This window comes from Rossellomorea vietnamensis NBRC 101237, assembly GCF_001591825.1.
In the GTDB taxonomy this organism is placed as follows: Bacteria; Bacillota; Bacilli; order Bacillales; family Bacillaceae_B; genus Rossellomorea; species Rossellomorea vietnamensis.
The window spans coordinates 19371-31130 of the sequence record NZ_BCVQ01000047.1 but is presented as its reverse complement, the minus strand read 5'-3'; the positions used below and the strand labels follow the sequence as shown (position 1 = coordinate 31130).

The 11760-nt window shown below is 41.5% G+C and carries 15 protein-coding genes; 9 read left to right on the top strand and 6 right to left on the bottom strand.

Annotated features, from left to right (window positions below):
* Positions 1-59 precede the first annotated feature (59 nt).
* On the bottom strand, positions 60-680 hold the full coding sequence (locus BVI01S_RS18120) for a YktB family protein (RefSeq protein ID WP_061811145.1): 621 nt from the start codon (positions 678-680) through the stop codon (positions 60-62).
* A gap of 179 nt (positions 681-859) precedes the next feature.
* On the opposite strand from BVI01S_RS18120, the gene BVI01S_RS18115 reads away from it, so the two are divergent.
* Positions 860-1054: a YkzI domain-containing protein gene (locus tag BVI01S_RS18115; RefSeq protein ID WP_034756016.1), complete on the top strand. Its 195-nt coding sequence runs from the start codon at positions 860-862 to the stop codon at positions 1052-1054.
* Positions 1055-1276: 222 nt separating this feature from the next.
* Positions 1277-2074, top strand: coding sequence for an inositol monophosphatase family protein (locus BVI01S_RS18110; protein WP_061811144.1), 798 nt, complete (start codon positions 1277-1279; stop codon positions 2072-2074).
* Between the two features lie 49 nt (positions 2075-2123).
* Here the strand turns inward: BVI01S_RS18110 and BVI01S_RS18105 are convergent, their stop codons facing one another.
* Entirely contained in the window at positions 2124-2309 is a 186-nt protein-coding gene (locus BVI01S_RS18105) for a YlaF family protein (protein ID WP_034756006.1), read from the bottom strand.
* A gap of 288 nt (positions 2310-2597) precedes the next feature.
* Between BVI01S_RS18105 and typA the strand changes: the two genes are divergently transcribed.
* The gene (gene typA, locus BVI01S_RS18100) at positions 2598-4436 is read left to right on the top strand and encodes a translational GTPase TypA (protein WP_034756004.1); all 1839 of its coding nucleotides are present in this window, start codon (positions 2598-2600) and stop codon (positions 4434-4436) included.
* Positions 4437-4459: 23 nt separating this feature from the next.
* The gene (locus BVI01S_RS18095) at positions 4460-4768 is read left to right on the top strand and encodes a YlaH-like family protein (RefSeq protein WP_034755992.1); all 309 of its coding nucleotides are present in this window, start codon (positions 4460-4462) and stop codon (positions 4766-4768) included.
* Positions 4769-4808: 40 nt separating this feature from the next.
* Here the strand turns inward: BVI01S_RS18095 and BVI01S_RS23000 are convergent, their stop codons facing one another.
* The gene (locus tag BVI01S_RS23000; RefSeq protein ID WP_244886955.1) at positions 4809-5078 is read right to left on the bottom strand and encodes a hypothetical protein; all 270 of its coding nucleotides are present in this window, start codon (positions 5076-5078) and stop codon (positions 4809-4811) included.
* A 160-nt stretch (positions 5079-5238) separates the two neighbouring features.
* The gene (locus BVI01S_RS18085; protein ID WP_034755987.1) at positions 5239-5439 is read right to left on the bottom strand and encodes a YlaI family protein; all 201 of its coding nucleotides are present in this window, start codon (positions 5437-5439) and stop codon (positions 5239-5241) included.
* Positions 5440-5612: 173 nt separating this feature from the next.
* Here BVI01S_RS18085 and BVI01S_RS18080 point away from each other — a divergent pair, with 173 nt between their 5' ends.
* Complete coding sequence (locus BVI01S_RS18080; RefSeq protein ID WP_034755984.1) at positions 5613-6068, top strand: pyridoxamine 5'-phosphate oxidase family protein; 456 nt, start codon at positions 5613-5615, stop codon at positions 6066-6068.
* 51 nt (positions 6069-6119) lie between these two features.
* Here BVI01S_RS18080 and BVI01S_RS18075 read toward each other — a convergent pair whose 3' ends face one another.
* Positions 6120-6722 (bottom strand): YhcN/YlaJ family sporulation lipoprotein, encoded by a 603-nt coding sequence (locus tag BVI01S_RS18075; RefSeq protein ID WP_034755981.1) that lies wholly within the window; start codon positions 6720-6722, stop codon positions 6120-6122.
* Positions 6723-6900: 178 nt separating this feature from the next.
* Between BVI01S_RS18075 and BVI01S_RS18070 the strand changes: the two genes are divergently transcribed.
* Positions 6901-8229, top strand: a complete 1329-nt coding sequence (locus BVI01S_RS18070; protein WP_034755978.1) for a PhoH family protein — start codon at positions 6901-6903, stop codon at positions 8227-8229.
* A gap of 74 nt (positions 8230-8303) precedes the next feature.
* On the opposite strand, the gene BVI01S_RS18065 is transcribed toward BVI01S_RS18070, so the two are convergent.
* Entirely contained in the window at positions 8304-8801 is a 498-nt protein-coding gene (locus BVI01S_RS18065) for a hypothetical protein (RefSeq protein ID WP_061811142.1), read from the bottom strand.
* 139 nt (positions 8802-8940) lie between these two features.
* Here BVI01S_RS18065 and glsA point away from each other — a divergent pair, with 139 nt between their 5' ends.
* From glsA to BVI01S_RS18050, 3 genes are all read left to right on the top strand, one after another.
* A complete protein-coding gene (gene glsA / locus BVI01S_RS18060; protein WP_082804779.1) occupies positions 8941-9864 on the top strand; it encodes a glutaminase A in 924 nt (307 codons plus the stop codon).
* Positions 9865-10058: 194 nt separating this feature from the next.
* Positions 10059-10340 carry an Fpa/YlaN family protein gene (locus BVI01S_RS18055; RefSeq protein WP_034755973.1) on the top strand — a complete coding sequence of 94 codons (282 nt, stop codon included), beginning with the start codon at positions 10059-10061 and terminating at the stop codon, positions 10338-10340.
* A 110-nt stretch (positions 10341-10450) separates the two neighbouring features.
* A complete protein-coding gene (locus tag BVI01S_RS18050) occupies positions 10451-11668 on the top strand; it encodes an FtsW/RodA/SpoVE family cell cycle protein (protein ID WP_034755970.1) in 1218 nt (405 codons plus the stop codon).
* The last annotated feature ends 92 nt before the right edge of the window (positions 11669-11760 follow it).

The following is an 11760-nucleotide window of genomic DNA, read 5'->3' as shown; positions in this document are numbered from 1 at the left end:
CAGTTAGAAACTAGTTTTGTCCCAGCCTCTTTCTGCATTATTCCCTGCAGTTATATGGTTTAGTTCATTTTGTAAAGGGGTAAAAGTGTTTCAAAGGCACTTTCAACTTCCTGGATCAATTCATCTCCGCTCATTTTAATGGCTGAGTCACGATCCAGATGAAGTCCGCATAGAAGTTCAGCTTTCTTTACATTTTGAACTCTTTCAGTTAAAGCAATGAATTCGTCTTGTGACAAAGAGGAGAAGGATGCAGCATCCGGCTTAGTATGATCTCCAGACCAAACAAAGTGACCGGGAATCAATGACCTTATCTTATCTGCATTTTCTTCAGCTTTCTTACCGAATTCAACTTTATTTGGAGCTTCATAGATCATTGCAAACCAAATAAATACATGGGTTTCCCATAACCCGATTTGGAAATGAGGATGTTTTTTGTATCCGCGTTTGTTGTTTGCAAATGCAACCCACGTGTCATCTGGTGGATTCACTGAGCGTCTTGCATGTTTCGCCACATGGTAAAACATCTCATCACCGGTCAGGGCACTAAGAGCGGGTGCAAAATGTTCACCCAGGTAGGCAAGCTTTGGCCTGATCTGTTCTGCGATGGCCGTCATCCGGTCGTCGAGACCATCAATCTTAAAAACATTAAAATCATCTTTAGTGAAACCGTTAAATGTCATGTTGTAACCTCCTTATTTCCACCAATATCTTACCATAAAGAGGCACAGGCTTGTAGCCAAATGAATTATCTATAGGTGTCTGCACATTTTAGTTACAAGATGAGAGGATATTTCATAACATGTAGTAAATATTATCAGAACAATCAGATAAATCGAAAACTCGGAAGGGGTGTATGGCCATGAAACAAGTAATGAACACTTCTAAAAAACGTGATGTCCAACAGCAAAGAATGAACGTATTGAGACTTGAAATGGATTATGAATTAGCCGTATTGTTCGAAGCAATCCAAACGAAGAATACAGAAACCCAGACCAAGTCAAAGCAGAAACTTATGAGCATCAGGGAAGAACTAATGAAAATGAAGGCTTTATAGAGCAAATAACATTCAATGGTTTAAAGTATGCTGATAACAAAATCTACTTTTGAACGCGAGCTCATAGTGGTTGGAGAGTTCGCTTTTTTATGGGTAAATGACCTTACTTGGTGAAGCCTATTTTCTTGAATGAATCGAACCTAGGAGTTAAGATTATCTGAAAAGACCATATTAGTAATGACTACACTGATTTCCGCTAAGCATATTGGAGGCTAAAAATACATGACAAATTGGACCGAACTAGATCAAAATGTTAGAACATGGATACATGAAGCCGGTGAGAGGATACGACAGTCATTTAAAACCGAACTGAATATTAAAACGAAATCGAACCGAAATGACTTGGTCACCGATATGGATGAAGCGACTGAGCGATACTTTACAGAAAACATACGAACCAATTACCCCGATCATCAAATTTTGGGGGAAGAAGGATATGGTGATGATTTCAAAGAGTTATCCGGAATAACATGGATCATCGACCCAATCGATGGAACGATGAATTTTGTCCATCAGCAGAGAAACTTTGCCATTTCTATCGGGATTTACGATGGAAATGAGGGGAAGTTAGGATACATATATGATGTCGTGCATGACGAGCTTTACTTTGCGAATAAAGGCAAAGGTGTCTATATGAATGATGTGAAGCTCCCGCAGCTTGATCCCGTTCCCGTGGAAGATGCGATTGTTGCATTGAATGCACTGTGGGTGACAAAGAACAAGCGTATTGATTCCTCCATTCTGGCTCCACTCGTGCAGGATGTGAGAGGGACCCGGTCCTATGGTTCAGCAGCTATGGAGCTTGCTTATGTGGCTTCAGGGAGGTTGGATGCATACTTGACAATGCGCCTTGCACCGTGGGATTTCGCAGCCGGAAAGATTATGATCGAAGAGCTTGGTGGAGTGGTGACGGACCTTGATGGCAACCCATTGAATCCATTAAACAAGAGTTCTGTCTTCGTCGGGAAGCCTGGTCTGCATGAAACCATTTTGACTGACTATCTGCATAGAAATAAATAAATGAAAAAAGAGTGGCGGCCGTTGGATGGCCGCCACTCCTTTTTTTGTACTACAATCTTCCTTCTTCTCTGTATTTCTTCTTGGTCTTAAAACCAAATCCCATCACAATGAATAAACAAACGATACTTACAGCTGCAAGCAATATACTTTGCAAACTGATTGAAATGGCTATGCCCATCAGTGAAACGGCCGCTAATATCGAAAAAAGTACAAAGATCCATTTTATATTTGCCATCCTGTAACCCCCATTATTGATAAACGATGATTCGTTTCTTTACTGATTGTCGACGCAGCTTCTTATGCTGCCCTTATTAAATTTTACCTATCAATTCAATAAATCGCAATGGGTTTCGGGGACAAAGAAGCAGAACATGAGAGTCGGTAAGGAAACTTTTAGCAAGAATGAATAGGGGAGATGAAATATTTATTAGGGCTTTTGTCAATGCTGTGATATAATGGTCTAGTTGAACTGAAAAATATTATCTTTACACTATAAAGAAATCCAATATTCAGGAGTGGAAATATGAAATTAAGAAATGACCTAAGAAATATTGCTATTATTGCTCACGTTGACCACGGTAAAACGACATTAGTTGATGAGCTTTTAAAGCAATCTGGAATCTTCCGCGAAAACGAAACGGTTTCGGAACGTGCGATGGATTCAAATGATTTAGAGAGAGAACGCGGTATTACGATCCTTGCGAAAAATACAGCGATTCAATATAAAGATTCCCGAATCAATATCCTTGATACACCAGGGCATGCTGATTTCGGTGGAGAAGTAGAACGTATCATGAAAATGGTAGACGGTGTTTTACTGGTAGTGGATGCGTATGAAGGTTGTATGCCACAGACTCGCTTCGTTCTTAAGAAAGCACTGGAACAGAACCTTACACCAATCGTTGTTGTAAACAAAATCGACAAACCTTCAGCACGTCCTGAAGAAGTCATCGATGAAGTATTGGAGTTATTCATTGAACTGGATGCAAATGATGAGCAGCTTGAATTCCCGGTTGTTTATGCTTCTGCAATCAACGGTACAGCAAGTATTGATCCGGATCCGGAAAAACAGGATGAAAACATGCAGTGTTTATATGATTCCATCATTGAGCACATTCCTGCACCGGTAGACAACTCTGAAGATCCACTTCAATTCCAGGTTGCACTTCTTGATTACAATGATTACGTAGGGCGTATCGGAATCGGTCGTGTGTTCAGAGGAACGATGAAAGTGGGCCAACAGGTAGCACTGATGAAGCTTGACGGCACTGTTAAACAATTCCGTGTAACAAAGATCTTTGGTTTCTTCGGATTAAAACGTGAAGAAATCCAAGAGGCAAAAGCGGGGGATTTAATCGCTGTTTCCGGAATGGAAGATATCAACGTCGGTGAAACGGTTTGTCCGGTTGAACATCAGGATCAACTTCCGGTCCTTCGTATTGACGAGCCGACACTTCAAATGACGTTCCTAGTGAACAACAGTCCATTTGCTGGTAGAGAAGGTAAATTCGTTACGTCAAGAAAAATCGAAGAGCGTTTACTGGCTCAGCTTCAAACAGATGTAAGCTTACGTGTTGAACCAACCGATTCACCTGATGCATGGACGGTTTCGGGACGTGGAGAGCTTCACCTTTCCATCCTGATCGAAAACATGCGTCGTGAAGGGTACGAGTTACAAGTATCAAAACCACAGGTTATCATCAAAGAAGTCGATGGCGTGAAGAGCGAGCCTGTAGAACGTGTTCAAATCGATATCCCAGAAGAATATATGGGAGGCGTAATCGAATCACTTGGTCAGCGTAAAGGTGAAATGCTGGATATGGTGAACAACGGTAACGGCCAGGTCCGTTTAATGTTTATGGTTCCTGCACGTGGACTAATCGGTTATTCTACGGAGTTTATGACTCTTACTCGTGGATATGGTATCATCAACCATACATTCGAAGGCTATCAACCACTGCAAAAAGGCCGCGTAGGCGGACGTCGTCAAGGTGTGCTTGTTTCCATGGAGACAGGTAAAGCGTCACAATACGGTATCATGCAGGTGGAAGACCGCGGAATCATCTTCGTTGAGTCCGGTACAGAAATTTATGGCGGTATGATTGTCGGGGAACATACGAGAGAAAATGATATCACTGTTAATATCACAAAGCTTAAACAGGCGACTAACGTACGTTCTGCAAATAAAGATCAAACTGTTACGATTAAAAAGGCAAGAATCATGACACTAGAAGAGTCTCTTGAATACCTGAACGATGACGAGTATTGTGAAGTAACACCTGAATCGATCCGTCTTCGCAAAAAAATTCTTGATAAGAATGAACGTGAAAGAGCAGAAAAGAAAAATAAGGTTACTCAATAAACGAAGTGAAGGGGGAGTAGGAAATGGATGTAACAGAACGTTTGTCCTTTTTCGCATCCCTTTACCGGGTTGACCAGAACGCGGAAATGGGTATGTGGTTGCTTTATATAACCATAGTTGGGCTCTCAATCTTAGTTTATAAGCTGGGTTTTGCGAAAAAGCTGCCAGTCATGAAATCGATCCTGATTTATACTTTTCTCATACTCGGATGTACGGTGCTGACATTTCTCGGCATTTTCCTTCCGGTTGCTGAAGGGTTGGTCGTTGCGGCTTTAATCTTAGTGATTTACAAGATCCGCCTGACGAATGAAAAGAAAAAAGGCACGTTTTAAGCAAAAAAAGCTGTAGTTCATTTAGGACTACAGCTTTTTTCTATTTGTGATTCGCCTTCGTGAAAAACTGGTAGAGTGGCGGCAGGCTTAATCCATACAGTAGATGGCCAACTGTCCAGAATGTGATAGCCGTACCATCGAATAAACCGGGTACATCCTGTACGGCGAGATAAGAAAGGGGAAAGTATAGAAAGACAGTGGGGAAGGTAAGCAGCAGGGAAAGGATCCAGGCTCCCCTGCTTGATACATTCAGCTTCTCCATCAGAAACACAAATACCAAACCGATCCCGCAGGAAACGAGTAAATGCAATGAGAACTCCAGCCACTCAGGCAATGTAGATGCAAACACTGGAATGAAGTCAACATTCAATAATAATACATATACTTTAATACCGGTAAGTCCCTGTATCCACTTGAGGAATACTCCTAATATTGTGCCTGAAATTATTCCGACAGCGAAACCTATTTGTTTAAAAGTCATCTTCGACTAAAGGAGAACGATAAAAACGGAAATTCCCTGTCGAAACTCGTTCTTCTGTCTTCTCTTTAATGCGGTCATGGCATTTCTCACACATATACGTATGAATGGGTCTGTTACGCAGTTTCTTCGCCTGCAGGGAATAGTCGTCAATATTTTCAATTACTTCGCATAAAGCACATTTTACTCTCATTTTGTACACCTCTACTTGTTCTAATCATAACTCTGGTCATTTCAGTATATCATGTAGTGAGGTCGAACGCTTTATTTTACATTCTATTATGTCTTTTACAATCGGGTTTGGTATAGTAGAATCAAGATAATCACATGTAGACGTAGAGACAAAACGTCACCAGGGGGGATTGTATGGCTAATCAAGTAGAACCCGGCTTAATTCCTGCATTGTTTGATGAACTGCAATCAGAGCGATTCGTGACACTTGCTACCGTTGACCATGAAACAGGTGGCCCCAATGTCAGTGCAATATCGTGGGTTTTTGCCAAAGACGAACAGACTTTACTATTTGCCGTGGATCAACGCTCAAGAATTGTCGAGAATATTAAGGGGAATCCGCTGGTTGTGGTGAACTTAATTGCGAATGAATCAACCTATTCCATTGGCGGAAAAGCTTCAGTACATCAAGAGAAACTTTCCGGAGTGCCTTTAAAGCTTACCCTTTTTCAACTTGTCATCAATGAAGTGAGAGATGTCATGTTCTATGGATCGAAAATCTCCACAGAGCCTGTTTATGAGAAGACATATGATAAAACGGCTGCAGACCGTTTGGACCGTCAAGTAATTGAAGCCATGAAAAAAGCTTAGCATCCTAAGCTTTTTCATGGCTTTTTCTCAATTTTAAATAAGGTTGTCCAATCAATCGATTTTATCGTATGTTTGATCTTCTTGTTTTTTTCTAAGCTGTTTTTCTTTTGCGTTATTCATTTTTTTCTTAGGTTCGTTCGGGGCATTTTCGGGATTGGTCTGCTTTAAAGATTTAGGGATCTCCGGCATCAATCTGCCCGATATATCTGACAATTCATTCATGATGCCCTGAACCGGTTCGCCACGTTGGATATCTTTACTGATTTCCTTTAATCGGGCATAAAGATCCGGATCGGCGATGACCATGGCCTCTGCCCCATATGGATCATTTTGAAGGGCTTCAGCGACAGAATATTTAATGGAACCGACCTGGGAACGCTCGACATCCGAATCGATATCGATCCCTACAAATGCGTATTTACCGATGACTACAGCCGTTGCATCTTTCACATCCGGTACACTTGTGGTCAAATCCACGAGGTGCTTCGAGATTTGTTGTCCTGTCTTGCGTTGGACCTGTTGAATATTGCTATCCTGGACAGTGATGGGTTTATTATGTTTACTGTTTGCATCATTGTTATACCCGACCTCATTTTTGTTGGCGCAAGCTCCAAGGATGATGGTGACCATTAAGAGAGAGATGAGCTTAAACATGTGAATACCTCCCGATTTAGAATCAATATCTTTTCTTATTGTGTAATTTTCTTCTATCTTTATACGTTTATTCATATATTTTAAGAAACGGGCCGTCCTATTTGAGTAGCTGGGAATAACCGGAACATCATTGGCTACATACAATAGTAATAAGAAATCAGGAGCAGGAGGCATCGATTTGAATAAAATTTATGTATTAGATACCAATGTCTTATTACAAGATCCACAAGCCATCTTTTCTTTTCAGGATAATGAGGTGGTTATACCTGCAGTCGTTTTAGAAGAAGTGGACTCCAAAAAGCGTTATATGGATGAGATCGGAAGAAACGCAAGACATGTATCGAAACTGATAGATAATTTACGACAGGAAGGAAAGCTCCATGAAAAAATCCCCCTATATACAGGTGGATCATTACGGATTGAACTAAATCACCGCTCCTTTCAGCAGCTTCAAGATATATTTGTTGAAAAAACAAACGATAATCGGATCATTGCCGTAGCAAAGAATCTTTCACTCGAAGAAGAAGCAAAAAAGGATGGGAAATCGGTTATCCTTGTCAGTAAAGATACCCTTGTCAGGGTCAAGGCGGATGCTTTGGGTTTACAGGCAGAAGACTTCCTGAGTGACAGGGTCATTGAAGTGAATGATATTTATACCGGATTTATCGAATTATATACTGAGAGAGAATTCCTCAATAAATTTTATGAAAAAGGGGAACTGACTCTTACGGAGATAACGAAACAACGATTTTATTCCCATCAATTCCTCATTATGAAAGACGCCCTGGGAAGTTCTGCCTCGGCCCTCGGAATGGTGGATTCCACCGGACTCAAGGTGAAGAAACTGGTCTATGATCAAGAACATATGTGGGGGATCAAGGCGAGGAATGTCCAACAAACGATGGCTACGGAGTTATTATTACGTGATGATATTTCATTAGTGACCATGATCGGGAAAGCCGGGACCGGTAAAACGCTTCTGGCACTGGCAGCCGGACTTTTGCAAACGGAAGACTTTAATAAATTCAACAAATTACTCGTTGCCCGCCCAATCGTTCCTGTTGGCAAAGATATAGGCTATCTTCCTGGTGAAAAGCAAGAAAAGTTGAGACCTTGGATGCAGCCGATTTATGATAATCTCGAATACCTGTTCAATACAAAAAAGCCGGGTGAACTGGATGATATCCTTGCCGGGATGGGGTCCATCGAGGTGGAAGCATTGACGTATATACGAGGTAGAAGCATTCCAGATCAATATATCATCATAGATGAAGCTCAGAACCTGACGAAGCATGAGGTAAAAACGATTCTGACACGTGTCGGGGAACGGAGTAAAATTGTGTTGATGGGAGATCCGGCTCAAATCGATCACCCTTATCTTGATGAATATAATAATGGACTGACATATGTAGTAGAGAAATTCAAAGATCAAAAATTAGCCGGACATGTGAAGCTCATGAAGGGTGAAAGGTCGGGATTGGCACAGCTTGCGGCGGATATATTGTAAGCATTTGGAATCACACAATGATAACGTATGAAAAAACCGGTTCAGATGTTACTGAACCGGTTTTCATACGTTTATTATTCCACTCGAAATGCCCTGACATCTGTAATCGGGTTGTCCCTGTTCGACCCATCTGTAAAATAAACGTGAACGGGTCCGTTTTCCCTGAGCGGCTTGCCTTCTTTAGAAAATCCCATCAACAGCTGGTCAGCCTCTTTTATATCCAAAGTGTGATCCCCGTTTTCGGTTTCAATCACGATGGAAGCCCCTTCAGGAAGTGGCTCTGCATTTTTTAAAAAAGGTGAAAAAGGAATGGCAAATGTGCCGTTAAGAATCTTTTCTTTCTCATATCTCTTCTCGGTTTTCAAAGTGGGCGGATAGGTTGCACCTTCCTGTATCTCCCTGGACCAGTGCTTGGAAACCGCTTTTGTATATTCCTCCAACTCATCCACTTTTTCTGCTGTATCATCAAAATATGTAGTTAAATCCACTTTTCGATCATCAAATATCCAGACTCCCGCATCCATTGTAATGGGGAATTTCACTTTCCCTTTTATCGGTATGATACTTTCCACTACTGATTCCTCCTCTCGCTGATAGTATCAGTATATATGTTAAATGCGGGTTTGTCACATTCTGATGAAAGCATTTTCAGCGTTTTCAATGCATGAAAATAGGGAAATGATAAGTAGGATAAAAGGAGATGTTGGATATATGATAAACACTCAGGAATGGTTGGAAGGATTAGTTGAAAGGGCGAGACCCTTTTCATCCGAAGGAAGGGTTGCAGAGTACATACCCGCACTTAAGGATCAAAACCCCCATGATCTTGCAATAAGCATTTACACTCTGGATAATAACTCCTGTTATGCGGGGGATCATTTGAAGAAATTCACTCTCCAAAGCATCTCAAAGGTCATCACCCTTGCACTCGTACTAATGGACTACGGGGAAGAGTACGTTTTTTCAAAGGTTGGAATGGAACCTACAGGAGATCCATTCAACTCCATAGCGAAACTTGAAACCCACAAGCCGTCAAAACCCCTTAATCCAATGATCAATGCAGGGGCACTGGCTGTAACGAACATGATCAAGGGAAACACCGGAATGGAGAAATGGTACCGCTTAATCGAGTTCATCAATCATATGACAGGCGAAACGGTCTCATATAATGAAGATGTGGCCTATTCAGAACTCCAAACGGCCAATCTGAACCGATCCCTTTGCTACTTCATGAAGCAGCATGGGGTGATCACGGGGAATGTCGAGGATCTACTCGTCCTTTACACGAAGCAATGCGCCGTGGAGATGAACTGTGTGGATCTTGCCAAGATGGGAGCGGTATTCGCCAATGACGGGATCGATCCGGAGAGCGGCCGGGAATTGATTACGAGGGATGTGGCGAGGGTATGTAAAACCTTCATGGTGACATGCGGGATGTATAATACCTCTGGGGAGTTTGCCATTAAGGTGGGGATCCCCGCTAAAAGTGGCGTATCAGGCAGCATCATGGGATCGGTTCCCGGTAAATGCGGAATAGGGATCTTCGGGCCGGCACTCGATGATGTTGGAAATAGCATTGCAGGGCTGAAGCTTCTCGAAATGCTCAGTGATGAACACTCATGGAGTATATTTTAGCCTGCAATAATGGTTCATCCCTGCAGTAAAAGAGCGCGACTTACGTGATGAAATACCCCCATTTACTAGATGAAAAATGTTCGAAATTCTGTCATTGAATCCCGGGAAAAACACTTATTTTTCTTGCAATTTATCGGGTTTAACGATAAAATTTTAAGACAGGAAGGTTATTTGTTCGGAATGGGGGGATCACTGTGGCGTCAGAAATGACAATCAATCATCGGGAAAAAGCCTATGAACTATTAAAGGCCGACGCAGAAAAGATATTACAACTTATTAAAGTGCAAATGGATAATTTAACGATGCCCCAATGTCCTCTATATGAGGAAGTATTGGATACCCAAATGTTCGGATTATCTCGTGAAATAGAATTTGCGGTCCGTTTAGGGCTTGTAGATGATCAAGATGGAAAAGATCTGATTGATTCTTTGGAAAGACAACTTTCTGCCCTTCATGAAGCATCTACAAAAAAGTAAAATAGTCATGACAACTCAAACAATACATAGATCTGTTGTTTGAGTTTTTTTGTTAAGGAAAGATGATTTGAAAGATGAAAATGATATAAGAGAAAAAGGATTGAAATGTCATGATTAAAAAAATAGCAAAATCCTACGATTATTCCTTAATCGCTGTGTATGTATTTCTTTGTTTATTTGGCCTCGTCATGATTTATAGTGCCAGTATGGTCATGGCAGTCGAACGGTTTGGCTGGGATAGCGATCACTTTTATAAAAGGCAGATGATCAATATCATCATCGGCTTTATTGCCTTTACGGCAGCAGCGTGGTTTCCGTATAAAGCATTTCAAGTAAGTAAGATCATCAAAGGCCTGATGATCGTGATCATCGGTTTATTACTTGCGGTACATATTTTTGGGTATGAGGTGAATAACGCTAAAAGTTGGATCAACTTAGGGTTCATGCCCATCCAGCCATCGGAATTTGCGAAACTTGCCGTCATCATTTACCTTGGTTCTGTTTATTCCAAGAAGCAGGCATACATAGATGACTTCAATAAAGGTCTTGCACCTCCATTACTGTTTCTTGGCTTCATATGCTTTTTAGTATTTCTGGAACCTGACTTCGGTACGGCAGCAATCATTTTTGCCATCGGTGCCATCGTCATTTCCTGTTCGGGCATCAGTTATAAAACATTTTTCAAGCTTGCAGGGCTTGGAGTAGGATTTTTAATTGTCCTCTCCCCGGTCATATACTTGGCAAGGGGCTTCATTTTCACAAAGGAAAGGCTTAGCAGGATTGAAGCCTATCTTTCCCCGTTTAAATATGCACAGGGTGAAGGATATCATTTGGTGAATTCTTACCTTGCGATCGGGTCCGGGGGAGTGAAAGGTCTCGGTTTAGGACAAAGCGTCCAAAAACTTGGCTATTTACCCGAGCCCCAAACAGATTTCATCATGGCCATCATTGCTGAGGAGTTAGGGGTATTCGGGGTAAGCTTTGTCATCCTCGGCCTTTCCTATATTGTCCTCAGGGGAATTTATACAGGAGTGAAATGTCAGGATCCGTTTGGAACGATGCTTGCAATCGGGATCTCCTGCATGATCGGCATTCAGGCTTTCATCAATCTTGGAGGGGTATCCGGCTTGATACCGATCACTGGGGTCCCACTCCCGTTCATCAGTTACGGTGGATCGTCCCTCTTAGTGCTATCTTTGTCGATGGGTGTCCTCGTAAATGTGTCGATGTTTGTAAAATTTGAAGAAAAATATAAAACAAAGAAGGAAAATGACTATCCTTCGGAGAATAAGGATAATAGCAAAAAAATATATGGTGTAAAAATGTAGGTCACTTTGATAGAGTATCTAAAACTCTAAGTCTAGGGTCTGCCCCCTAAGATACTTCTTTATTATCTTTGGGGTCAGCCCTTTTTTCATAG

What these genes read in the sequence shown, in the direction of transcription:
- BVI01S_RS18120 (WP_061811145.1), bottom strand. Translation starts at nt 680, where the DNA reads ATGACATTTAACGGTTTCACTAAAGATGATTTTAATGTTTTTAAGATT.
- BVI01S_RS18115 (WP_034756016.1), top strand. Translation starts at nt 860, where the DNA reads ATGAAACAAGTAATGAACACTTCTAAAAAACGTGATGTCCAACAGCAA.
- BVI01S_RS18110 (WP_061811144.1), top strand. Translation starts at nt 1,277, where the DNA reads ATGACAAATTGGACCGAACTAGATCAAAATGTTAGAACATGGATACAT.
- BVI01S_RS18105 (WP_034756006.1), bottom strand. Translation starts at nt 2,309, where the DNA reads ATGGCAAATATAAAATGGATCTTTGTACTTTTTTCGATATTAGCGGCC.
- typA (WP_034756004.1), top strand. Translation starts at nt 2,598, where the DNA reads ATGAAATTAAGAAATGACCTAAGAAATATTGCTATTATTGCTCACGTT.
- BVI01S_RS18095 (WP_034755992.1), top strand. Translation starts at nt 4,460, where the DNA reads ATGGATGTAACAGAACGTTTGTCCTTTTTCGCATCCCTTTACCGGGTT.
- BVI01S_RS18085 (WP_034755987.1), bottom strand. Translation starts at nt 5,439, where the DNA reads ATGAGAGTAAAATGTGCTTTATGCGAAGTAATTGAAAATATTGACGAC.
- BVI01S_RS18080 (WP_034755984.1), top strand. Translation starts at nt 5,613, where the DNA reads ATGGCTAATCAAGTAGAACCCGGCTTAATTCCTGCATTGTTTGATGAA.
- BVI01S_RS18075 (WP_034755981.1), bottom strand. Translation starts at nt 6,722, where the DNA reads ATGTTTAAGCTCATCTCTCTCTTAATGGTCACCATCATCCTTGGAGCT.
- glsA (WP_082804779.1), top strand. Translation starts at nt 8,941, where the DNA reads ATGATAAACACTCAGGAATGGTTGGAAGGATTAGTTGAAAGGGCGAGA.
- BVI01S_RS18050 (WP_034755970.1), top strand. Translation starts at nt 10,451, where the DNA reads ATGATTAAAAAAATAGCAAAATCCTACGATTATTCCTTAATCGCTGTG.